Source organism: Nesiotobacter zosterae (genome assembly GCF_033843645.1).
Taxonomy (GTDB): Bacteria; Pseudomonadota; Alphaproteobacteria; order Rhizobiales; family Stappiaceae; genus Pseudovibrio; species Pseudovibrio zosterae.
The window spans coordinates 44,676-66,300 of the sequence record NZ_JAWXVZ010000010.1; the positions used below are offsets into that span (position 1 = coordinate 44,676).

Here is a 21,625-nt window from a genome sequence, read left to right on the forward strand (position 1 = left end):
CAGGCCCCTAGATAAACTTGATCAGTGCAAAGCCACCCACCAGCACTACAACAAACACGGTAAAGACAAGGCCCAGACGCTTCTCAATGAAGGTCCGAATGGGTGGACCGAACAGGTACAGCAGTCCGGCAACAACAAAGAACCTCAGTCCCCGTGATACCACACTTGCCACTATGAAGATTGGCAGGTTCAACGCAAACGCGCCGCTGGCAATGGTAATCACCTTGTACGGGAACGGCGTCAGCCCAGCGATGAACACAAACCACCAACCCCATGTTTCAAAGATACCCTGAAACTGCTGGAACTTGTCCAGATAGCCGTAAAAATCCAGCACCGGCTCCGCCACCTGTGTGAACAAGAGCGCGCCAATCAGGTAGCCAGCAACACCGCCGAGAACAGAGGTGACTGTGCAAATGAAAGCATACCACCACGCCTTGGAGCGCTGGCTGATCACCATCGGCACAAGCAGAAGGTCTGGCGGAATGGGGAAGAAAGAACTTTCAACAAAAGACACGGTGCCAAGCGCTGCGGGCGCCCGAGGCCCGGAAGCGAGCGAGAGTGTCCAGTCATAAAGTCGACGTATCATGCTTTGGCTTTAGCCCCTTTGCGAATTCAAGTCACGCCGAAGTTCGTGACCCAGCAAAACCCCGTACCACAAAAAGCCCACCTGACTGTCCAAATTAGGCAGTTGCTCCCCAATAATAAAAGGTTAGCTGTGATTAGCTGCAAACCGGGCGTTGACCTGCGAAAACTTCTCGCTATAGTCCACCGAGCTTTGAGGAGCCGCCCCTGTGGCGGAACTGGTAGACGCGACGGATTCAAAATCCGTTTCCTTAACCGGAGTGCCCGTTCGAGTCGGGCCAGGGGCACCATAAAGCACCTTCCTGAAAATCAGATCGAGTAAGCGCACCTTGGTGCGCCTCGACCTGTTACATCTGCGCAAGCGGGTGATAATCCTCGACAATCTGCTTCAAACGCTCATCCAGCACGTGGGTGTAGATCTGCGTGGTAGAGATATCCGCGTGGCCAAGGAGCTGTTGCACCACACGCAAATCAGCCCCGTTCTGCAACAGATGCGAAGCAAATGCGTGGCGCAGTACGTGTGGTGAAACCTTGGCTGGCTCCAGCCCGGCGCGCACAGCAAGGTCTTTCAGATCTCGGGCAAAGGCCTGACGTGTCACATGCCCGCTCTCTCCATGACTTGGAAACAGCCACACACTGTCCGCATACCGTCCCATGGCCGCGCGCAACCGCACATAGTCTGCCATGGCCGCCTGCGACCGTTGTGAGAGCGGCACCGCCCGCTCCTTGTTGCCCTTGCCGCGCACTGTGATCAACCGGCCATCCCGCAGGGCAGCGGTTACAGGCAGCGACACCAGCTCGGAAACGCGCAGGCCCGTGGCATACAGCACCTCAAGAAGCGTGTAGACGCGTACGGCGCGCAGTTGCTTGGCATCGGTTTCATGCTGCTTTTGCGCTTCCGCCTCAGCGAAGCCGATCAGCACATCGACCTCCTCTTCACTCAGCACGTTCGGCAAGGTGAGCGCTTTTTTCGGCGTTGCTACCGTGCGGGTGGGGTCATCCTGCCGCCAGCCTTCCGCATAGCAGAACTGGTAGAACTGGCGCAGCGCGGACAGACGGCGCGCCTGCGACGAGGCGGCAAAGCCCCGGTCAGACAGCTCGATCAGGTATCCGCGCACATCCTCGGTGGTGGCATGGATCAGCTCACGCTTTTCCCGCACCATGTAGGCGTCATAGTCTTCCAGATCGGTACGATAGCTCTCAAGCGTGTTGAACGCGCTGTCCCGCTCCACGGCCAGCATTTCAAAGAAAGCTTCAACTTCCCGGCTTGCCCGCATCCTGCCTTACCAATCCTTCTCGATGGTGACGGTAATTTCTCTCGGTGTCGGCTCAACAAAGTTGGAGAGCGCATACATCGCCAACACAACGGCAATCACAATAAGGCCGACGAACGACAACAAACGCGTCAATGTAGGCATGGTTTACCAGTCAGCTCCCGTCGTGAAAGTCAGGCCGCCGCGCCCGGCGCACGGCCCCGTTTGCGGACACCCTATAAGAAATTGGAAAATAGACTGTTTACTCCACTCACATCAAGTTCACTTGCCCCCACAGTTGCGCAACACTTCTTGACAGAGTGCCCCTCTATAATGTCAAAGCAAACAGAGTAAGGAATATGGTGAGGGTGCAGCGTGACCGCCATTGAGAACAAGGCGGCAGCTCGAAAGAAACGGGCTGCAAAAATTGTTAAGCGTCTCCATGGCAAAACGATTGTCCTCGTCGGCATAATGGGCTGCGGAAAATCAACAGTGGGACGCCGTTTGGCGCAATATCTGTCGCTGCCCTTTGTTGACGCGGATGCAGAAATCGAAGTCGCCGCCGACCGCAGCATCAGTGAAATTTTCGCAGAGCACGGCGAAGCTTATTTCCGCGAAGGCGAAAGACGCGTAATTGCCCGCTTGCTGCAAGAAGGTCCACAGGTGCTTGCCACAGGTGGCGGCGCGTTCATGAATGATGAGACGCGCGGCAACATCAAGAACAACGGCATTTCGGTCTGGATGCGGGCAGAACTGCCCATCATCATGGCACGCGTGCGCAAACGGCCCACCCGCCCGCTGCTGCAAACAGCCGACCCGGAAGCGACCATGAAAAAGCTCATGAGCGAACGCGAGCCGATTTACGCGCAAGCCGACATGACCATCTGGTCCCGCGATGTGAGCCATGAGGCGGTCATGGAGGAAATCCTTCAGGCTCTGGAGCACAACCTGCCCCCGCTGACACCGGCTGAAACCGAGACAGAACAGACAGACGGATCCGAGTCGTGACCGATCAAAGCCCAATTAAAACCGTTGAGGTGGATCTGGGGGACAGATCCTACCCGATCCTCATAGGCCGCAATCTGATTGAGCGTGCCGGCGAAGAGATCACCGCCCGCCTTCCGGGCATTCGTGTGGCCATCGTCACCGATGAAACCGTCGCCAAGCTGCACCTGAAGACGCTGGAAAGCAGCCTCAAGGCCAGTGGCATCGACAGCACCACGCTCACCGTTCCTGCGGGCGAAAAGACCAAGCGCTTCGAAATGTTCGAGCGTCTGGTGGATGACGTTCTCGCCCTGCGTCTGGAGCGCGGCGATGCCGTGATCGCACTCGGCGGCGGTGTTGTGGGTGATCTTACCGGATTTGTGGCCGCAGTGGTGCGCCGCGGCATGAAGTTCATTCAGGTGCCAACCACCCTGCTCTCTCAAGTGGACAGCTCCGTGGGCGGCAAAACCGGCATCAACTCCCGCCATGGCAAGAACCTCATCGGTGCATTTCATCAGCCATCACTGGTTCTGGCCGACACGGCGGTGCTCGACACGCTGTCAGAGCGCGAGTTCCGGGCAGGTTACGCGGAAGTGGCCAAATACGGCCTCATCAACGATGCCCCGTTTTTTGACTGGCTGGAGACCAACTACGCGGCGATCTTCGCCGGCGGAGAAGAACGCGACGAAGCCGTCGCCCATTCTTGCCGCGCCAAGGCCGCCGTTGTCGCCGCTGATGAACGTGAGGCCGGCCAGCGCGCCCTCCTCAATCTGGGCCATACCTTCGGCCATGCGCTCGAAGGCGCTGTGGCTTACGACGGCACCCGGCTCGTCCATGGCGAAGGTGTCAGCATCGGCATGGTCATGGCCTTCGAATTTTCTGCAAAACTCGGCATTTGCAGCACAGATGATGCCGAGCGGGTCGAACGCCACTTGAAAACAGTCGGTTTGCCCACACGTATACGCCAGATTCCCGGTCAACTCCCACCGCTCGACACATTCATGGACCTGATCGCTCAGGACAAGAAGGTCAGCCGTGGACAATTGACCTTCATTCTGGCCCGCGGCATCGGACAGTCATTTCAGGAAAAGGCTGTTGACCCAGAGCCCCTACGCGCGTTTTTGGAGGAGCAACTAGCTCAATGACCGATTTTCCCCTGTGGGTCTCCGTAGCCTGCATTATCGTGCTGCTGTTCATGTCCGCGTTCTTTTCGGGCTCGGAAACAGCGCTCACGGCCGCATCCCGTGCGCGCATGCATCAGCTGGAGAAATCAGGAAACCGGAAAGCCGCCATTGTCTCCAAGCTCATCGTGGCCCGCGAACGCCTGATCGGCGCGCTGCTGCTCGGCAACAACCTTGTCAACATCTTCGCGTCAGCGCTGGCGACTTCGGTCCTCTTGAAGCTGTTTGGAGATGCGGGCGTGGCCTACGCCACCCTGATCATGACCCTCATGGTCCTGATCTTTGCCGAGGTACTGCCGAAAACCTGGGCCATTTCCAATCCTGACAAGTTCGCCACCGCGGTGGCTCCAATTGTGCGCCCGCTCGTGGCCCTGTTCGGCCCCATCATTGCGCTGATTGAGGTCATTGTTCGCAACCTGCTGCGTCTGCTTGGCGTAAATGTGGGCGATGACGCCTCCATTTTGTCAGCGCATGAAGAGCTGCGCGGCACGCTGGATCTGCAGCACCTGGAAGGCGGACTGGTCAAGGACGAGAAAGACCGCATTGGCGGTGTGCTTGATCTGGTGGATCTGGAAGTCTCGGATGTCATGATCCACCGCACCAAGCTGTTTGCGCTTAATGCAGACATGCCTGCCGAAGAGCTGGTGGAAGAAGTGCTCAACAGCACCCACACCCGCATCCCCCTGTGGCGCGACGAACCAGACAACTTCATCGGCCTGCTTCACGCCAAGGATGTGCTGCGCGCCCTTTCTGCCGTAAAAGGCGACACCAGCAAGCTGGACATCACCAAGGTGCTGACCCCGCTGTGGTACGTTCCAGACACAACCAGCCTGCAAAGCCAGTTGAATGCCTTCCTGAAGCGAAAGAGCCACTTTGCTCTGGTCATCGACGAATATGGCGAGGTGATGGGCCTTGTGACGCTGGAAGACATCCTTGAAGAAATCGTGGGCGAAATTGCCGACGAACACGACATCGAGTTGCCGGGCCTCAACCCGCAGGCCGATGGCTCTGTGATTGTCGATGGCTCCGTGCCCATCCGCGACCTGAACCGGGCGACCGAATGGAACCTGCCGGATGAAGAAGCCACCACCATCGCCGGTCTGGTAATCCATGAGGCCAAGATGATCCCTGAGGAACGTCAGGTTTTCACCTTCCACGGATTCCGCTTCACGGTCCTTCAGCGCGAGAAGAACCGCATCACACGCTTGCGCATGATGCCGCTCACCAAACCAAAGCCGCGCGAAGCTGCAGCGTCAGCCTGACCGTCCAACAGACCCCAATAAAAAAGCGCTCAGCCCGTGTCTGAGCGCTTTATTTTTTTCAAAAACACCTGAGGCTCACTCGGCCTTGGCATCAATCGCCAGAGCATGCACGCTCTGCGCCAGCTCATCCGCCAAAGCCTTGTTGACCATACGATGAATGGCAACCCGGTTTTGGTTCTGGAAGGCTGTGGAAACTATGCGAATCCGAAAATGGGTTTCGCCACCTTCCCGCCATCCGGCATGTCCAGCATGCAGATGAGATTCATCAATCACTTCGAGCAGCTTAGGCGAAAACTCGGCCGTGAGCTTGCTTGCTATGGTATCTTTCATGCTCATATACCCTGTATTCCCTGAGATGAAAGAGCGGTCAAGGCCTTGCTTTAAATGGTCGGTTCCTTCTATCTAGGTCGGTTCTGTTTCGTCAGAACCAATAACCACCACGCAACTGTGAATGACGGAAAATGAAGCTGAATTCGTCCCTTTTCGATAGCATTCGCGTCAAGCCGGACAAGGAGCGCCAGCAACAGGCGCGCAATCCGCAGTGTGAATGGGAAGGGTGCAACAAGCCCGGCACCCATCGTGCGCCCAAGGGCCGCGACCGGGAAGGCCAGTACTTCCACTTCTGTGTCGATCACGTGCGGCTCTACAACAAGAGCTACAATTATTTTTCCGGCATGGACGACGAGACCGTGCGCACCTATCAGCGGGATTCCGTCACCGGACACCGGCCCACTTGGAAAATGGGGGTCAATTCGGCTACGGGGGCGCAGCGCGATGGCAGCCGCAGCACGTTGAATGAAGACGCCTATGACGATCCTCATGACTTCTTCAACGGAGCGCAAACAGGCCGGGCCAACCGCCAAGCACCGCGACGTAAGGTGCTCGCTCTTGAGAAAAGATCATTTGAAGCTTTGAACTTAAGCACAACTGCCCGTGGCCAAGAGATCAAATCGCGCTATAAAGAGCTAGTAAAACTACACCATCCTGACGCCAACGGCGGTGACCGGTCCTCTGAGGACCGACTGCGAGAAATCATTCAAGCCTACAACACCCTCAAAAAGGCTGGACTGTGTTAAGCGCCCTGCTGCGCACCGAGACCTAGGAATTTCCACCCGGCCAGCTCTGTAGGTCGGGCCTTGGAGGACAGATGACAGACTCAACCTACGCATCCGAAACCCTTCCGGATATCGAAATCTCCGTTCGCGACGTATTCGGCATCGATACCGACCTGAAGGTTCCTGCTTTTTCCAAGGCGGATGAACATGTTCCGGACATCGACAAGGACTACCTTTTCGACAAGACCACAACGCTGGCCATTCTTGCAGGCTTTGCCCGCAACCGCCGCGTCATGGTCACAGGCTACCACGGCACCGGCAAGTCCACTCACATCGAGCAGGTCGCGGCACGCCTCAACTGGCCAACCGTGCGCGTCAACCTCGACAGCCACGTCAGCCGTATCGATCTCGTTGGTAAAGACGCCATCGTGATCAAAGAGGGGCAAACCGTCACCGAGTTCAAGGACGGCATCCTGCCATGGGCGCTTCAGAACAACGTTGCTCTCGTGTTTGACGAATACGACGCAGGCCGCCCTGACGTGATGTTCGTGATCCAGCGCGTTCTGGAAGTCTCCGGTCGCCTCACTCTTCTCGACCAGAACCGCGTCATCCGTCCACATCCAGCCTTCCGTCTGTTCGCAACTGCCAACACCGTTGGTCTGGGCGACACCTCCGGTCTCTACCACGGCACCCAGCAGATCAACCAGGGTCAGATGGACCGCTGGTCGATTGTGACAACGCTGAACTACCTGCCGCATGACAACGAAGTCGAGATCATTCTCTCCAAGTCTCCGCACTACGCCAACGAGCGCGGCCGCGACACCGTCAACAAGATGGTTCGCGTGGCAGACCTGACCCGTAACGCTTTCATCAACGGTGACATTTCCACTGTCATGAGCCCGCGTACGGTCATCACATGGTCTGAGAATGCCGAGATTTTTGGCGACATCGGTTTTGCCTTCCGTGTCACATTCCTCAACAAGTGTGACGACATGGAACAGGCGCTGGTCTCCGAGTTCTACCAGCGTTGCTTTGGCGAAGAGCTTTCTGAATCGGCAGCCAACGTTGCACTGAGCTGAGGCCCACATGGCAGGGCGCAGCAACAGCAACTCTCGCGGGCAGAACAAGCCAGTCACTCAGCCTCTCAAGCAGGCCATCAGCTCCGCTGTAAAGGCCATTTCTGCTGAGGCTGAGCTGGACGTGGCGTTCTCCAATGACCCGCCCGGCATGGTCGGCGACAAGATCCGGCTTCCGGATTTGCCGCGCAGCCTGACCCTGCGCGACATCCAGATCACCCGTGGCCTTGGCGACTCCATGGCTCTGCGCCGCGCGGTTCACAACAAGGCGATCCACAACCGCTTCAGCCCCACGGGCCAGAACGCTCGCGCCATTTATGACGCGGTCGAGCAGACCCGCTGTGAGGCTGTTGGGGCGAACCGAATGGTTGGCATTGGCGACAACATCGACGCCATGTTGGAAGACCGCTATCGCAAAAGCGAACTTTCCAAGGCCACCAGCCGGGAAGAAGCGCCGCTGGAAGACGCCGTCGCCCTCATGGTGCGCGAACGTCTGACAGGTCGCAAACCGCCCAAGAGCGCGCAGAACCTCGTGGACCTGTGGCGCCCGTGGATCGAGGACAAGGCGGGTACCGACCTCGACAATCTGATGGGCGTGCTCGAAGATCAGGGTGCATTTTCCCTGAAGATGCGCGATCTGCTATCCCATCTGGAGATGGCGGACGAACTCGGCGAAGATCCGGAAGAGGATCCGGAAGAGGAACAAGGCAGCCCCGAGGATCAGGACCAGCGTCAGGACACCTCTGGTGAGACGCAGGAAGACCAAGGCGATCAGGAAGCCCCGCCACAGGATGAGCAACATTCTGGCGAGGAGCAGCAGGCGGGTGAAACCGAAGGCGACGAAAGCCAGATGGAGCAGATGAGCGACGAGGACATGGCTGCCGACAGCGAAGAGCCCGGCACCCAGGACCGTCAGGATTTGCCTTTCACCAACCAGCCGCCACAAGACGACTATGTGGTCTACACCCACGCCCACGATGAAACCATCACGGCGGAAGAGCTTTGCGATCAGGAAGAGCTGGACCGGTTGCGCGGGTTCCTCGACAAGCAGCTGGCAACCCTGTCCGGTGCTGTATCTCGCCTTGCGAACCGCCTGCAGCGCAAATTGATGGCGCAGCAAAACCGGTCATGGGACTTCGATCTGGAAGAAGGCATCATCGACAGCGCCCGTCTGCACCGCGTGGTCATCGACCCCATGCAGCCCATGGCGTTCAAGTGGGAGCAGGACACTGAGTTCCGCGATACGGTCGTCACGCTTCTTCTCGACAACTCCGGCTCCATGCGCGGGCGACCCATCACCGTTGCGGCCACGTGCGCCGACATTCTGGCGCGCACCCTTGAGCGTTGCGGCGTGAAGGTGGAGATCCTTGGTTTCACCACCAAGGCGTGGAAGGGCGGCAAATCCCGCGAAGCGTGGCTCGAAGCAGGCAAGCCGGGCAATCCGGGTCGCCTCAACGACCTGCGCCACATCATCTACAAGTCCGCTGATGCGCCATGGCGACGTGCCAAGCGCAACCTCGGCCTGATGATGCGTGAGGGCCTGCTGAAGGAGAACATTGATGGCGAGGCATTGGATTGGGCCCACAAGCGTCTGCTTGGCCGCCCGGAACAGCGCCGCATCCTGATGATGATCTCCGACGGTGCGCCGGTGGATGACTGCACGCTTTCCGTCAATCCGGGCAACTATCTCGAAAAGCACCTGCGCAAGGTCATTGATGAAATCGAGACCCGTTCTCCGGTGGAGCTGATCGCCATCGGCATTGGCCACGACGTCACCCGCTACTATCGCCGTGCGGTCACCATCGTGGACGCGGAAGAGCTGGCAGGCGCCATGACCGACCAACTTGCGGACCTGTTTGATGAAAACGCTCAGGTCGACAACCGTCCACGTCGCGGTCGCAAGTACGGATGAAACTGTCCCGGCGCGCATTCCTGACCGGAGTGGGAGCCGGGATCACCAGCCACGCCCTGCCATGGCTGTCATCCCCTGCCCGTGCCGCCGCCACGTTTCAGAGCATTCCCATACGCTACAAACCGCTGACACGATTTCGCATCAGTGATGGCGAGCTGCGCCGTTTCGGCCCGCTCCTGTTTCTTGGCGGCTTGCAGCTGTGGGCGCAGGAGCGCCATTTCGGCGGCATATCCGGTGCGGTCTCAGCGCCGGATGGCTCCGCATTCACTACAATCACAGATGCGGGCTACTGGGTGCGCTTCAATCTGCGCCAGGACGTCGACGGACGGCCTCTCAGCGTGTTTGACGGCGCAATCGCCCCGATGGTCGATGACAAGGGAAGGCCTCTCCCTGGAAGCCGCAGAGCCGATACGGAAGCCCTGACGCTGGATACCTCCGTCACCCCGGCGCGGCTCATCGCCAGTTATGAAGGGCGCGGCGGCCTGTTTTCATACCCTGCCCCCATTGAGGAGGTCCCCCCTCGGGCCAGCTCTCTACCAGTTCCCGCCCCTGTGCATCAGCTCGGCGGCAACAAGGGACTCGAAGCCATTGCCGCGGGTCCAGCCGACTCCCCCTTTTCAGGCAAGCTCATTGCCATTGCGGAGCGCGGCCGCAGTCTTGCAGACAATCGGCCCGGCTTCATCATCAGCGCCAACGGCCAAGCGAAAGATTTCGAGATTGTGCGCCATGGCAACTTTGATGTGACGGACGCTGCGTTCCTGCCATCCGGTGACCTTCTCATTCTTGAGAGGCTGTTTAACCTGCGCGAAGGCCTGCAGATGCGCCTGCGCCACATCAGTGCGTCACAGCTCAAGCCGGGCGCGCGGCTATCCGGCACAATCCTCTATACTGCCGACTTCGGCTACCAGATCGACAACATGGAAGTGCTCACCGTGCATCAGCGGGCGGACGGAGCAACCATTCTCACGCTCATGTCCGATGATAACCGCAGCCTGCTTCAGCGCACACTGCTGCTGCGTTTCCGTCTCGACCTCTGACCTTATTCCAAGACCTGAAGCCCAAAACCAAAAAAGGCCCCGCTTTGAAAGCAGAGCCTTTTTTGAAAGTCGTTTGTCCGTATCGTGTCGCTTAGGCGGTGCGTTGTTCCGCAGGCACCAGCCACATCATCAGAACGCGGTAAGGCACCAACAGCCCCATGGCCACAATCAGCTTGACGCAGAAGTCGCCCAACGCCCAGGAGATCCAACGAGGAACTTCCAGAGCAAACGCGCCAAGCAAAGGCGCGGAGCCAACCGCGAAATCATCGTGGTAGCCAAGGAATGCAAAGCTGCCTGCAAACGCGATGCTGAAGAACAGCAATGTGTCCAGAATGCTGCCGAGCGTGGAAGAGATCACGGGAGCCTTCCACCATGCCCCGCCACGCAGGCGGTTGAACACGGCAACATCAAACAGCTGTCCGAACAGGAACGCAGATCCTGATGCCAGAGCAATGCGCGGCGTCGCCAGCACGATCGACAGCACAACGGCAACGGCGAAACCTGCATAAACCACGCGGCGGGCAGCTTGAGGCCCGAAACGACGGTTGATCAGGTCCGTTACCAGAAACGCGGCCGGATACGTAAACGCGCCCCATGTCAGCAGATCAGCGAGATTGATCGAACCGAGCATTCCGTGAACAGGGTACTGAACCAGAATGTTGGACGCGACAACCACGGCGGTCATCGCCATGATGCCAATCGCGATCGGGCGCGCTGTGTTTGTTTTTGCTGCTGTCATGAAGCTTGTGTCAGCTGATTACGCAGCAGCTGCCTGACGGCGCTTGATTTCGGTGCGCAGCAGACGTGCCTTTGGAGACAGTTCTGCTTCAACAGCCTTCAGAAGGAAGGCATCCAGACCACCGCGGTGCTCAACGGAGCGCAGAGCGTGTGCGGAGATGCGCAGCTTGTAAGTTTCGCCCAGCGTGTCGCTCATCAGAGAAACGTTGCAGAGGTTAGGCAGAAAACGACGACGGTTCTTGTTGTTTGCGTGGCTGACGTTGTTGCCAGTCATCACGTCTTTGCCGGTCAGTTCGCAGCGGCGTGCCATGAGGGTCACCCTTTTTAATTAGTTCACCCGCGCCTTCAAACGCGGGTGCTTGAGTTAAACCGGGAGGTCGCGGACCTCTACGAGTCCAGCGGTGCCACATCCGGCGCTGTAATGAAAAGTCGGCCTGCTATAAAGAGTGCAGGCGATTTCGTCAAGGCTTTGCACGAGTCCGCCTCGCATTTCAAGCGGAATAGAACATTTCTCGTGCTCTTAACCTCGGCGTTACCTTGTTCCACTATTGTCGTCAAGAAATCTCTGGAACAATGGAGTAGTCCAGAGAAAGTCGGCCGCCCACATAAAAACAAAGGGGCCATGGAGGTATTGGATCGTGTTCCCAATAAAGTCTCGGGCGCATTCCCACATGCGCAAAGTCGTGTCCAGTGTTTGTGCTCTTCTCGCTTTTGCAACACTATCCACAACTACTACAGAAGCTAAGACCCAGCAGGTGGGTGGCACCTATGACATTTCCATAGCTGGCTTCACTGTTGGACGTGGCTCTTTGTCTCTGGTTCTGCAAGGCAACGCATACTCCGCAAAGGTGGGAATGGAGCCTGCGGGAATCGGCACCCTGTTCTCCACAGGTAAAGGCGGCGCAGAGGCAACCGGCTGGCTCAAAGGCAAGCGAGTTCTGCCATCGCGCTACACCATGGCGTCTCAGGCAGCGAACCGAGATTTTTTCGTAAACCTGCGTCAAGGTTCTGGCCATGTGCGTCAGGCTGAAGTGGTGCCCCAGTTCAAACCCTCCAAGACGCGTATTAAAATGACAAAGCGTCACAAGCGAAATGCCATGGACCCGCTCAGCGCGGCAGTGGTGCCCGCACCATCGCGCGCCAAGGTGCTGGATGCCTCCGTCTGCAATCGCACGCTGCCGATTTATGACGGCTGGACCCGCTTCGACGTAAAAATGGAATATAAAACAATCAAGTCCGTCTCCGGCCGCGGCTATGACGGTGATGTGGTTGTCTGCAAAGTGAGATGGGATCCGGTCGCAGGACACCGCCCTGAGCGCAAGAACGTGAAAATGCTTCAACAAGCAAATGATATTGAAGCGTGGTTTGCGCCGGTAGGTTCTTCGCGGGTTTTGATCCCCTATCGGATTTCTATTCCCACCCCCACAGGTACCCTGCTGATACAAGCTGAGCGCCTCGACATGGTTTCTGCGCTCAGCACAGCATCCAACGCTGGAAACTAGCAAAAATACCTGTCACATATTGCGCTCGGCCGAACGCACACCCAGTTTTATCTCCGGAGACCTTGACACAAAGGCCCTTCAACGCCAGTGTCGCGCCAAAAATTACGCGCGGTTCCTTGTCCAACCATGACAGGTTGAACCTGCAGCTTGTTACGAGTGAATGTCTATATGCGCAGTTACCTAGAATTCGAAAAATCGGTTGCCGACCTTGAAGGCAAGGTCCAGGAACTCAAGATCCTGGCCGAGGGCGGTGAAGCGGTTGACGTTGATGACGAAATCTCCCGCCTTCAGGAAAAAGCCGACGCAGCTTTGAGGGATATCTATTCCAAGCTGACTCCTTGGCAGAAAACCCTGATCGCCCGCCATCCGGACCGTCCGCATTCCGTGGATTACATCAGCGGTCTGATCACAGATTTCACGCCACTTGCCGGTGATCGCAAGTTCTCCGAGGACAATGCCATCATCGCAGGCTTTGGTCGTTTTCGTGGTCAGTCCATTGCCGTTATCGGTCAGGAAAAAGGACACGACACGGAAAGCCGCCTGAAGCGCAACTTCGGCATGGCCCGCCCGGAGGGCTACCGCAAGGCCGTGCGCATCATGGAAATGGCAAACCGTTTCGACATTCCGCTGGTGTCCTTCGTTGACACCGCCGGCGCATACCCTGGCATTGGTGCCGAAGAACGCGGTCAGGCAGAAGCCATCGCCCGTTCAACAGATACCTGTCTGGGTCTGACCATTCCAAGCGTTTCCCTCGTTATTGGCGAAGGTGGCTCCGGTGGCGCGATCGCCATTGCCACAGCAAACCATGTCGCCATGCTGGAGCATTCCATCTATTCCGTGATCTCTCCAGAAGCAGGTGCTTCCATTCTGTGGCGCGACAGCGCAAAGGCACAGGAAGCGGCCACCAACATGAAGATCACCGCTCAGGACCTCATGTCGCTGAAGATCATTGATGAGATCATCGATGAACCAATTGGCGGCGCCCACCGCGCCAAGGAAACCGTGGTGAACAGCGCTGGCAAGACCCTTGAAAACGCGCTGCATTCTCTAACCCAGATGGACGGCGCCAGCCTGCGCACCCATCGCCGCGAGAAATTCCTGCGAATTGGCCGCGAACTGGGCTAGCCCACGGCAACAAGTCGGTTTTATTTGGAAAAGGTGCCACAATTTGGCACCTTTTCTTCGTTAGGGACTGCAAATACTCTGGGAAAGCAAGTTTGTTTCAAACAAGATATTAACAATGCAATTCTGTTCACTCGACGGGTAACCACCTATCAACTATACCTGTCTAAGATTTTTCCTGCGGACACAGTGTCGGGTTCACTGTGTCAGGCTCTGCCAAAAACGGAAAAATGGGGCGCGCTGCATGAAGAAGAAGCTTGAAAGTGCCTATGCAGGTACGATGAAGAAACTGGCCGTTTTGGCGGTTGCAGGACTTCTCGCCGGTTGTCAGGCCTCAGAGTTTACAGATGCCAAGCATCAGCGCCCTGTCAGCGCCGATCTTCAGCGGAAAATGAAAGCCGAAAACATGGAGAAGACCTCTCCTATTCTCGTGCGCATTTTCAAGGAAGAGTCCGAGCTGGAGATCTGGAAGCAGACCCGTGACGGCACCTACGAAAAGCTCGATACCTTTGATATCTGCAAATGGTCCGGCAAGCTCGGTCCGAAATTCAAAGAGGGTGACCGTCAGGCCCCTGAAGGGTTCTACACCGTTACACCCGGCCTCATGAACCCGAACTCAAACTACTACCTCTCTTTCAACCTCGGCTATCCTAACAAGTTTGACCGCGCCCACGAGCGCACAGGGTCACATTTGATGGTCCATGGTGCCTGCTCATCCCGTGGCTGCTATGCCATGACTGACGAGCAAATGGCGGACATCTACGCCTTGGCTCGTGACAGCTTCATGGGCGGTCAGCGCGATTTTCAGGTACAGGCGTTCCCCTTCCGCATGACACCGGAGAACATGGCACGCCACCGTCACAACGAACACTTCGAGTTTTGGCAGATGCTGAAGGAAGGTTACGACCACTTCGAGATCGCCAAGGTACCGCCAAAGATCGACGTCTGTGACAGCCGCTATGTCTTTAACGCGCAGCCGACCCAGCGCGGAGCCAAGTTCAACCCACGCATAGCCTGCCCAGACTACCAGTTGCCAGAGGGCATCGCGGTTGCTTTCAACAAGAAGCAGCAGAGCGACGCTCAGGAAATGGCCAAAATTATTTTGGCTGAGGAAGAAAGCGCCCGTCGCAAGGCCGCAATCGCAGCCTTCTTTGGCAATGATCAGGCTGACGAAGCGCCATTGGCAACCGATACACCTGCGCCAACATCTGTTGCACGCACTGCCCCGCGCTCAGCACCAGCCTCAACCACCGTGGCAAGCACACCAAGCGCTCAAGCCACCGTGGCACCGCTTGCGCTCACCGCCCAACCGTCTCCTGCAGAGACTGCCGATGAGGGCTCAGGCTCACGTGCTTTCGGTTTTTTCGACAGCATTTTCCCATTCGGTCAGAGCGGGGAAAGTGACAAGGCCAAGGTGGCACAGATCGGCACACCAGATCCGAACGCCCCGATCCCAGCTGCCAAGCCATAAGCCGAAACACCACCAATTGACATGAGGGCTGCAAACACCGTTTGCGGCCCTTTCCTTTATTTTCTAGAGCCTTACCTGGCCCAAACCAACGCCCACGGGAAACCGTGGCGCCAAAAGAACCGAGTTGATGAACGTCGAATCCTTTGTAAATTGCATGCCATGCTTGCCTTGCAGGATTGGATAGTAGTCAATGAGCAAAGACTTCAAGGACGCTCTCGTCAGCCTCGAGAAGTGTCAAAAGAGCCTGTTCAAGGCAAGACATTTCGACGACATGAAGACGAGCCTGACCGCCTTCAAGCAACGGTATGATGCCAACGTCGGTGAACTCTCTCGGCTCAAGCAGTCCGTTCCCCACTTTTTGAACATGGAGCAGTTGCTGGAACACAAGCTCTGCGACTGCTTGGACGCCACCAGCTTGGAAGTAGGCGCCTATCCGCAACGCAGCCATCTGTTTTCAACTTTGTTGCTGGTGCGATGCGCGACCTGCGGTTCCGCACATGTGCCTAAAATGACATTCGATTTAGACAAATATTACAGCGCGCAATATGCGCATGACGTGCAGCAGTTCAGAACCTCCGGCAAACCCTTTTTCGGCCCAGAAAACGAGTTCTTGCAGAGCAAGACCTACGAACGCATGAAAAACCGGGCCAAGCTGATGCTTTCGCTCGCTGGCGATCATGAAGACCACGCCATATTGGATTTTGGATGCGGCGTGGGTATCCTCCTGCATGAATCTGTAGCCCGGACCAAGTACGCCGTTGAGAGCGATCAGTACGCCCTGCGAATTCTCCAAGGGGAGTTGGGGGTCACCGTTACCACACTGGAAAATTCGGATTTGAAACTCAACGCCATTTACGCCAGCCACGTCCTTGAGCACTTGGCGGCTGAGGACTTGATAGGCACCTTGGCCAAGTTTCGCGCCCTGCTTAAGGCGGAGGGGAAACTGGTCATCTTTGTCCCAGACGGGGCAAATCATATCCAGCGGCTCAAAGCGGGCAGCAGAGATGGCATTCTGTTTGAACCGCACACCCTGCATTTCTCACTCAAGAGCCTGATAGACACCATGACCCGAGCCGGCTTTTCCGTCACCCACGCCTCGCGTCCAACCAGCGTTCAATCCGATACGGCTCTTTACTCCGCGGACTACCTGAGGCCCTATGCGGACATCCCCACCGCAGACCTTGCTGTTGTCGGCACGCCAATCAACTAGGCAGCTCTCACGCCCAGATCGCCATGCGTAAGCCGCGCCCGTCGCGCCGAAAGTCCTGCGGGAACGGCTCAGCCTCGCCGTGAAAGAGCCTTTCAGCGATGACAGCGTTCACACAGGCATCCAGCACATCATCTCTGCCAGCGCCCTTCGGCGGCTTCTGATCAAGAAAGCGCTTTGAATAGTCAAACTGTGTCAATAAATCCCGTCGCATATCCAACCCGGCCCCATTCGGTTGCCCTTTGACCTTCTTCGGAAGAGGGATCGGCGCCTGCCCATTCAGCCGCCAGAACGCCATCTCCGGATGAACTTCGAAGATAGTCTCTTCCAGCGCAGGGAGCATAACTTCGTCAAGCTCGCGTATTTTCGGGAACAGATAGAATGCCTGCTTGGAAACCTTCCGGGGTGGGCTGGAGGTTGCCATGGCCACCTCACAAGCCTCCCAATAGTCTTCGCAGTAAACGGCTTTCCGAGAGGGGATAGCGAACACCGTGGACTGTCGCATGCCCAGATGAGCGCGCACCGCCTTCTCCGCACCGCGTCCCGTCGAGCCCATGTGATCGGGAAGTCCAATGGGCATGTCCACGGCGATTTTGGCTGGTTGCGTTGGCGAACGCAGAATATCCGCAAATCTTTCAAACAAACGCAAAGTTGGCTCAGCCACCTTGTTCACGTCTCGAAAGATGGCTAACCACCCTGCCCGGCACCCATCAACTCCCGCGACCCAAACGGGTTCGCCATCAGGCACGGGCGGGCGCCTCCACAATTCGGCGAGCGTTGATCAGTGCCATTGGCTGCAGCAAGACGCCCTGGTTCTGTGGGATAAGAAGCTCATCCCCCGCCATCTTGACGGACCGGGCCACCAGTTCAAACGTTGATGCCGTTGCCTTTTTCAGCGCGTCCGCTGGCGCTGCGCCGTCCAGCCAGCGGGCATAAAACAGCGCTGACAAAAGCGTCCCAGCCCCTTTGGGTGCGTTGGGAACCTGCGCATGTTCAATGATCGTGGCCAATCCAGGCTCGACCAGAATGTTGGCCATGCTGTTTCGGCGCAGGGCTGGTGCCGAAGTTATCACCACATGCTCCACATCCAGCAGACGGGCCGCTGCCACCGCTTCCTGTTCCGTCTCGGCACTGAAGCCACTCAGCACCGCAAGTTCCTCACGGTTGGGAGTCACACAATTGGCGAGCGGGAATAACTTTTCAATCAAGCTCTTGAGCAAGTCTGGATTGACCGCCTCTTCCTCAGTGCCGCCCAGCGCCGGATCGCAGAGGCAGGTGACGCTTGGGTTCAAGCCACGCACAGCTTGTATCAGCCGCGCAACCTCGTGGACCTGCGTGGCACTCGCTAAGCAGCCGGTGAAAATACCGCCCACCTGATCAAGCCAAGGAGCATTGATGATGTCGTCGATAAGCCGTTTGAAATCAGCATCTTGAGGAACAAAGGCTGCACTTGGACCATGACTGCTTGGCCATGGGATCATGGCCGTTGGAACTTGCCAGACCTGATGTTCGAGGCGCTGAAGGGCAAATGCGGCCCCCTGGAGGCCGCAGGTGGTGCGCACCCCTTGCGCGCCGATCAGCAGCACGACAGGCTTCAGCCCATCGCCTTCATGAGACCGAAAATCCTCCGGCTTCTTTATGAAGCGCTCAAGCGACATCAGAGGATATCTCTTTTTCATCCGCGCCAGACGCGCCGGTCCCGAAGCGTTTTTCGATGTACTCCAGCACCATCGCCTTGAACTCGTTGGCGATGTTCGGGCCGCGTAAGGTCACCGTTTTTTCGCCATCTACAAACACCGGAGCTGCAGGTTCTTCCCCTGTGCCCGGCAGCGAAATGCCGATGTCGGCGTGCTTGGATTCGCCCGGACCGTTCACAATACAGCCCATAACCGCCACATTCAGGCTCTCGACACCGGGATATTTTTCGCGCCATACAGGCATGCTTTCGCGGATATGCCCCTGAATGTCCTGGGCCAGCTCTTGGAAAACGGTGGAGGTTGTCCGCCCACACCCTGGACACGCGGCGACGATCGGCACAAAGCTGCGGAAGCCCATGGTTTGTAGAAGCTCTTGAGAAACCTGCACTTCTCGGCTTCGGTCACCACCCGGCTCTGGTGTCAGGGATACGCGAACCGTGTCACCAATTCCCTGTTGGAGCAGGACACCCATGGACGCCGCCGAAGCAACAATCCCCTTCGTCCCCATGCCCGCTTCCGTCAGGCCCAAGTGAAGAGCGTAGTCACAACGCTGCGCCAGATCGGTGTAAACAGCGATAAGATCTTGAACTTGCGACACTTTTGCCGACAGGATGATCTTGTCACGCCCCAGCCCGAGCTCCTCAGCCCGTTGTGCGGACAGAAGACCGGACTGACAAATGGCTTCCCGCATGACTTCCTCAGCCGTCATCGGAGAACCGTTCTTCTGGTTCTGGTCCATCAAATGCGTGAGCAATTCTTGATCAAGAGAGCCCCAGTTGACGCCAATGCGAACCGGCTTGTCATGCTTGATCGCCATCTCGATGATCTGGGAAAACTGCTTGTCCCGCTTGGCTTTAAAGCCAACATTTCCGGGATTGATCCGGTATTTGTCCAACGCCTCGGCGCAGCCCGGATGGTCCGCCAAGAGCTTGTGGCCATTGTAATGGAAGTCACCAATCAGCGGTACATCGATGCCAATGCGCTCCAGCCGCTCCTTGATACGGGGAACCGCGGCGGCCGACTCATCCCGGTCGACGGTTATGCGCACCAACTCTGACCCGGCGCGCGCGAGCGCAGCAACCTGAGCCACGGTGGAATCCGCATCCGCCGTATCCGTATTCGTCATTGATTGCACAACGATAGGGGCATTTCCGCCCACCACAACGCCGCCGACATTCACACCAACTGACTTGCGGCGTGGAAATGGTTTCGAAAAGTAATCCCCGGCAGGTTTTGTCATCTTTGGTCCACTGGCAGTGCTAAACGTCGACACACGGAGTGCCGCAGTTACAATGGCGTGTCAATAGACCACCATAAGGTCAACTACGCACCCGACCCGCCTTACTTAATACTTTTTCCCTCTCAACCAATCCCTCAAGCGCAAATATCGCTTGAAAACAGAGGCAACACCACGGAACAGCCATTTCGGCTCTCGCATCCGAAGCTCTTCAACAGTCTTCAGACGACGGAGTGGTTTTAGGCGGCCCTTTGATTTAAGCAAGTCGGAGTTGCGCGCAATCCATGCATCCAGCTCACCTTTGATTGCTTCGGCAACGCCCTGCCTGGAGTGCCACCTCAACCCGCCAATCCCAGTTAACTTGCCGAAAGAAAAGCCGTTGCTGCCATGGATACGATAATAGCCCAACGGGCTTTGAATCCAAATGGTTCCGCCAAGATAATGGGCTGCCTGAACCCAATAGGAGTCCGCACAGATCCTGATAGTGCTTGGCTTCGACGGCAAGGTGGCTTCGAGTGCTGCGCGGCGGAACACAGCACCGGACGTCGCCGAGCAGTTCCATGCGGACTCGGGATCCGTTATCAATCGTCCTGCAACATCAAACGGAACTGCGAACTGTTGAAGAATGTTATCGCGATTGAACAAACTGTCGATCTCGATCAAGCGGACCGCACGAGCATCTTGCCTGATCAATGGTACATGAATTCCCTGCATGCACTTGCCCTCATCGACAAGCGTCATGTTGGAGCATGTTACAGCAACCGGCTGAACGGGGTTCAGATGCATGGCAACATGACAAAGCAGGTAATCCTCGCGCCAGAAATCGTCAGCATCGATGAACGCAACAAACTCACCTTCGTCTACCTGCGATAAACCATGAATCATCGCCCCCATTTGACCGAGATTTTCTGGAGTCGGCGCGAAACAAAAACGGTCATCACCAAGCCTGCTGAGCAGTTCCTCAATGACTAGGTCAGAACCGTCACCTGAACAATCGTCAACAATTACACATTTGAAATGCGGATAGCTCTGGTTCCTGATGGAGTGAATTGCGTCAGCGATAAAGTTGCTTTGCTTGTAATTGCCAAGAACCACAAGCACTTTTGGCAGCACTGGCTGCCCCAATTCCACAGTCATTTCTACTTCTCTTTTTAGAAGGTCTATTCCGCAGCCGCAATGTCAGCATGCAACCGCATTTCGAAGTACTTGATTGTTTTTTCAAGTCCTTCAGCAAGAGAAACAGAAGGTCGCCACGAGAGATGCTCACGCGCTTTTGATATGTCTGGCTGACGGCGTTGAGGGTCATCTTGCGGCAAGGGCTCAAAGCGGAGACGAGCTTTCGAGGAAACCTTGGCAAGAACAAGCTCTGCCAGTTCCAACATGGTGAACTCCGATGGATTACCCAGGTTCACCGGTCCATCCGGGGCCTTTGGTGCCTTCATGAGCGCCAAGAGTCCGCGAACCATGTCATCAACGTAGCAAAACGAACGCGTTTGCCTTCCATCGCCATAAACCGTCAGATCTTGCCCGGACAGTGCTTGGACAATGAAGTTCGAGACCACACGGCCGTCATTGGGATCCATGAACGGACCATAAGTGTTGAAGATACGGGCAATTCGGAGGTCAACGCCATACTGGCGCATGTACTCAATGCAAAGCGTTTCACCGGCCCGCTTTCCTTCATCATAACAGGCACGAATACCAACCGGGTTCACATAGCCCCAATAGTTCTCGGGCTGCGGATGAATCTGCGGGTCGCCATAAACTTCGGAAGTTGAAGCTTGCACATACCGCGCGTTCTTGAGGACCGCCAGATCCAAAAGATTCATGGTGCCATTAAAACAAGTTTTCAGCGTAAACAGCGGCGCTCGCTGATAGTGTGGCGGTGAGGCCGGACAGGCGAGATTGTATATTTCATCCAGCTCACCCAGCTCAAGGCGCAGCAGCGGTTCAATAATGTCATGTTCAATGAGCGTCAGACCGGTCTGCGACTCCAAATCCAGAAGGTTCCGGCGCGCACTGCTGTAGTAGTTGTCCAGCGCAATAACGGTGTGTCCCTGAGCAAGCAAAACGCGACACAAGTTGGCACCGATAAAACCGCCGCCACCAGCAACCAAAACGCGCTTGGCGCCTCGCCGACCTGCCCCGCCAGCGGCCGCAGAAATAACTGCACTCATCTAATCACCGATCCCTAAAGTTCTAACATCTGCATACGGACTTACCAAACCAAAGGCGAAGAATACAGCCGCTTTGCCATTCTGCCCCCGTAACAAATTACCTTCCCTAGGGTTTTTTGTGCTTTGCAGCAC

General features: G+C 56.8%; 22 protein-coding genes and 1 tRNA gene. 12 read left to right on the forward strand and 11 right to left on the reverse strand.

The genetic code is table 11. The annotated features are described in order from the left end of the window. Window positions 1-7: 7 nt before the first annotated feature. On the reverse strand, window positions 8-586 hold the full coding sequence (locus Q3Y58_RS15060; protein WP_274217473.1) for a YqaA family protein: 579 nt from the start codon (window positions 584-586) through the stop codon (window positions 8-10). Between the two features lie 199 nt (window positions 587-785). On the opposite strand from Q3Y58_RS15060, the gene Q3Y58_RS15065 reads away from it, so the two are divergent. After that, window positions 786-872: transfer RNA gene (locus tag Q3Y58_RS15065), tRNA-Leu, on the forward strand. A gap of 57 nt (window positions 873-929) precedes the next feature. On the opposite strand, the gene Q3Y58_RS15070 is transcribed toward Q3Y58_RS15065, so the two are convergent. Beyond that, entirely contained in the window at window positions 930-1,859 is a 930-nt protein-coding gene (locus Q3Y58_RS15070) for a site-specific tyrosine recombinase XerD (protein ID WP_274217474.1), read from the reverse strand. A gap of 6 nt (window positions 1,860-1,865) precedes the next feature. Continuing rightward, entirely contained in the window at window positions 1,866-2,000 is a 135-nt protein-coding gene (locus Q3Y58_RS15075; RefSeq protein WP_274217475.1) for a hypothetical protein, read from the reverse strand. Between the two features lie 210 nt (window positions 2,001-2,210). On the opposite strand from Q3Y58_RS15075, the gene Q3Y58_RS15080 reads away from it, so the two are divergent. The 3 genes from Q3Y58_RS15080 to Q3Y58_RS15090 are packed head-to-tail and all read left to right on the forward strand — an operon-like array spanning window position 2,211 to window position 5,262. Continuing rightward, a complete protein-coding gene (locus Q3Y58_RS15080) occupies window positions 2,211-2,843 on the forward strand; it encodes a shikimate kinase (protein ID WP_319622803.1) in 633 nt (210 codons plus the stop codon). Next, a complete protein-coding gene (gene aroB, locus Q3Y58_RS15085) occupies window positions 2,831-3,964 on the forward strand; it encodes a 3-dehydroquinate synthase (protein ID WP_274218283.1) in 1,134 nt (377 codons plus the stop codon). Before Q3Y58_RS15080 ends, aroB begins: the two co-directional genes overlap by 13 nt. After that, window positions 3,961-5,262, forward strand: a complete 1,302-nt coding sequence (locus tag Q3Y58_RS15090) for an HlyC/CorC family transporter (protein ID WP_274217477.1) — start codon at window positions 3,961-3,963, stop codon at window positions 5,260-5,262. The genes aroB and Q3Y58_RS15090 overlap by 4 nt, the downstream gene beginning before the upstream one ends. Window positions 5,263-5,337: 75 nt before the next feature. Here the strand turns inward: Q3Y58_RS15090 and Q3Y58_RS15095 are convergent, their stop codons facing one another. Then, window positions 5,338-5,598 carry a BolA family protein gene (locus tag Q3Y58_RS15095; protein ID WP_274217478.1) on the reverse strand — a complete coding sequence of 87 codons (261 nt, stop codon included), beginning with the start codon at window positions 5,596-5,598 and terminating at the stop codon, window positions 5,338-5,340. A 125-nt stretch (window positions 5,599-5,723) separates the two neighbouring features. Between Q3Y58_RS15095 and Q3Y58_RS15100 the strand changes: the two genes are divergently transcribed. From Q3Y58_RS15100 to Q3Y58_RS15115, 4 genes are all read left to right on the forward strand, one after another. Further along, complete coding sequence (locus Q3Y58_RS15100; RefSeq protein ID WP_319622804.1) at window positions 5,724-6,338, forward strand: J domain-containing protein; 615 nt, start codon at window positions 5,724-5,726, stop codon at window positions 6,336-6,338. Between the two features lie 71 nt (window positions 6,339-6,409). Further along, window positions 6,410-7,396 (forward strand): cobaltochelatase subunit CobS, encoded by a 987-nt coding sequence (gene cobS / locus Q3Y58_RS15105; RefSeq protein WP_274217480.1) that lies wholly within the window; start codon window positions 6,410-6,412, stop codon window positions 7,394-7,396. A 7-nt stretch (window positions 7,397-7,403) separates the two neighbouring features. Next, on the forward strand, window positions 7,404-9,305 hold the full coding sequence (cobT, locus tag Q3Y58_RS15110; RefSeq protein ID WP_319622805.1) for a cobaltochelatase subunit CobT: 1,902 nt from the start codon (window positions 7,404-7,406) through the stop codon (window positions 9,303-9,305). Beyond that, window positions 9,302-10,342 (forward strand): esterase-like activity of phytase family protein, encoded by a 1,041-nt coding sequence (locus Q3Y58_RS15115; RefSeq protein ID WP_319622806.1) that lies wholly within the window; start codon window positions 9,302-9,304, stop codon window positions 10,340-10,342. The genes cobT and Q3Y58_RS15115 overlap by 4 nt, the downstream gene beginning before the upstream one ends. Before the next feature lie 91 nt (window positions 10,343-10,433). Here the strand turns inward: Q3Y58_RS15115 and Q3Y58_RS15120 are convergent, their stop codons facing one another. Both Q3Y58_RS15120 and rpmB read right to left on the reverse strand, forming a co-directional pair. Further along, window positions 10,434-11,081, reverse strand: a complete 648-nt coding sequence (locus Q3Y58_RS15120) for a queuosine precursor transporter (protein ID WP_274217483.1) — start codon at window positions 11,079-11,081, stop codon at window positions 10,434-10,436. Window positions 11,082-11,099: 18 nt separating this feature from the next. After that, a complete protein-coding gene (rpmB, locus tag Q3Y58_RS15125; RefSeq protein WP_274217484.1) occupies window positions 11,100-11,390 on the reverse strand; it encodes a 50S ribosomal protein L28 in 291 nt (96 codons plus the stop codon). A 361-nt stretch (window positions 11,391-11,751) separates the two neighbouring features. Between rpmB and Q3Y58_RS15130 the strand changes: the two genes are divergently transcribed. The 4 genes from Q3Y58_RS15130 (at window position 11,752) to Q3Y58_RS15145 (ending at window position 16,385) form a co-directional block, all read left to right on the forward strand. Continuing rightward, window positions 11,752-12,582 carry a DUF3108 domain-containing protein gene (locus Q3Y58_RS15130; RefSeq protein WP_274217485.1) on the forward strand — a complete coding sequence of 277 codons (831 nt, stop codon included), beginning with the start codon at window positions 11,752-11,754 and terminating at the stop codon, window positions 12,580-12,582. Window positions 12,583-12,750: 168 nt separating this feature from the next. After that, window positions 12,751-13,707 (forward strand): acetyl-CoA carboxylase carboxyltransferase subunit alpha, encoded by a 957-nt coding sequence (locus Q3Y58_RS15135; RefSeq protein WP_274217486.1) that lies wholly within the window; start codon window positions 12,751-12,753, stop codon window positions 13,705-13,707. Between the two features lie 241 nt (window positions 13,708-13,948). Beyond that, a complete protein-coding gene (locus tag Q3Y58_RS15140; RefSeq protein ID WP_319622807.1) occupies window positions 13,949-15,175 on the forward strand; it encodes a L,D-transpeptidase family protein in 1,227 nt (408 codons plus the stop codon). Window positions 15,176-15,365: 190 nt separating this feature from the next. Continuing rightward, window positions 15,366-16,385 carry a class I SAM-dependent methyltransferase gene (locus Q3Y58_RS15145; protein WP_319622808.1) on the forward strand — a complete coding sequence of 340 codons (1,020 nt, stop codon included), beginning with the start codon at window positions 15,366-15,368 and terminating at the stop codon, window positions 16,383-16,385. A 7-nt stretch (window positions 16,386-16,392) separates the two neighbouring features. Here the strand turns inward: Q3Y58_RS15145 and Q3Y58_RS15150 are convergent, their stop codons facing one another. The 5 genes from Q3Y58_RS15150 to Q3Y58_RS15170 all read right to left on the reverse strand — a co-directional run bounded on the left by Q3Y58_RS15150 (window position 16,393) and on the right by Q3Y58_RS15170 (window position 21,493). Then, window positions 16,393-17,130 carry a DUF429 domain-containing protein gene (locus tag Q3Y58_RS15150; RefSeq protein ID WP_319622809.1) on the reverse strand — a complete coding sequence of 246 codons (738 nt, stop codon included), beginning with the start codon at window positions 17,128-17,130 and terminating at the stop codon, window positions 16,393-16,395. Then, on the reverse strand, window positions 17,123-18,040 hold the full coding sequence (locus tag Q3Y58_RS15155) for a bifunctional hydroxymethylpyrimidine kinase/phosphomethylpyrimidine kinase (protein WP_319622810.1): 918 nt from the start codon (window positions 18,038-18,040) through the stop codon (window positions 17,123-17,125). The genes Q3Y58_RS15150 and Q3Y58_RS15155 overlap by 8 nt, the downstream gene beginning before the upstream one ends. After that, the gene (gene ispG / locus Q3Y58_RS15160) at window positions 18,030-19,319 is read right to left on the reverse strand and encodes a flavodoxin-dependent (E)-4-hydroxy-3-methylbut-2-enyl-diphosphate synthase (protein ID WP_274217491.1); all 1,290 of its coding nucleotides are present in this window, start codon (window positions 19,317-19,319) and stop codon (window positions 18,030-18,032) included. The genes Q3Y58_RS15155 and ispG overlap by 11 nt, the downstream gene beginning before the upstream one ends. 105 nt (window positions 19,320-19,424) lie before the next feature. Then, window positions 19,425-20,453: a glycosyltransferase gene (locus Q3Y58_RS15165; RefSeq protein ID WP_319622811.1), complete on the reverse strand. Its 1,029-nt coding sequence runs from the start codon at window positions 20,451-20,453 to the stop codon at window positions 19,425-19,427. Window positions 20,454-20,476: 23 nt separating this feature from the next. Then, window positions 20,477-21,493 (reverse strand): UDP-glucuronic acid decarboxylase family protein, encoded by a 1,017-nt coding sequence (locus tag Q3Y58_RS15170; RefSeq protein ID WP_319622812.1) that lies wholly within the window; start codon window positions 21,491-21,493, stop codon window positions 20,477-20,479. Window positions 21,494-21,625: the final 132 nt, after the last annotated feature.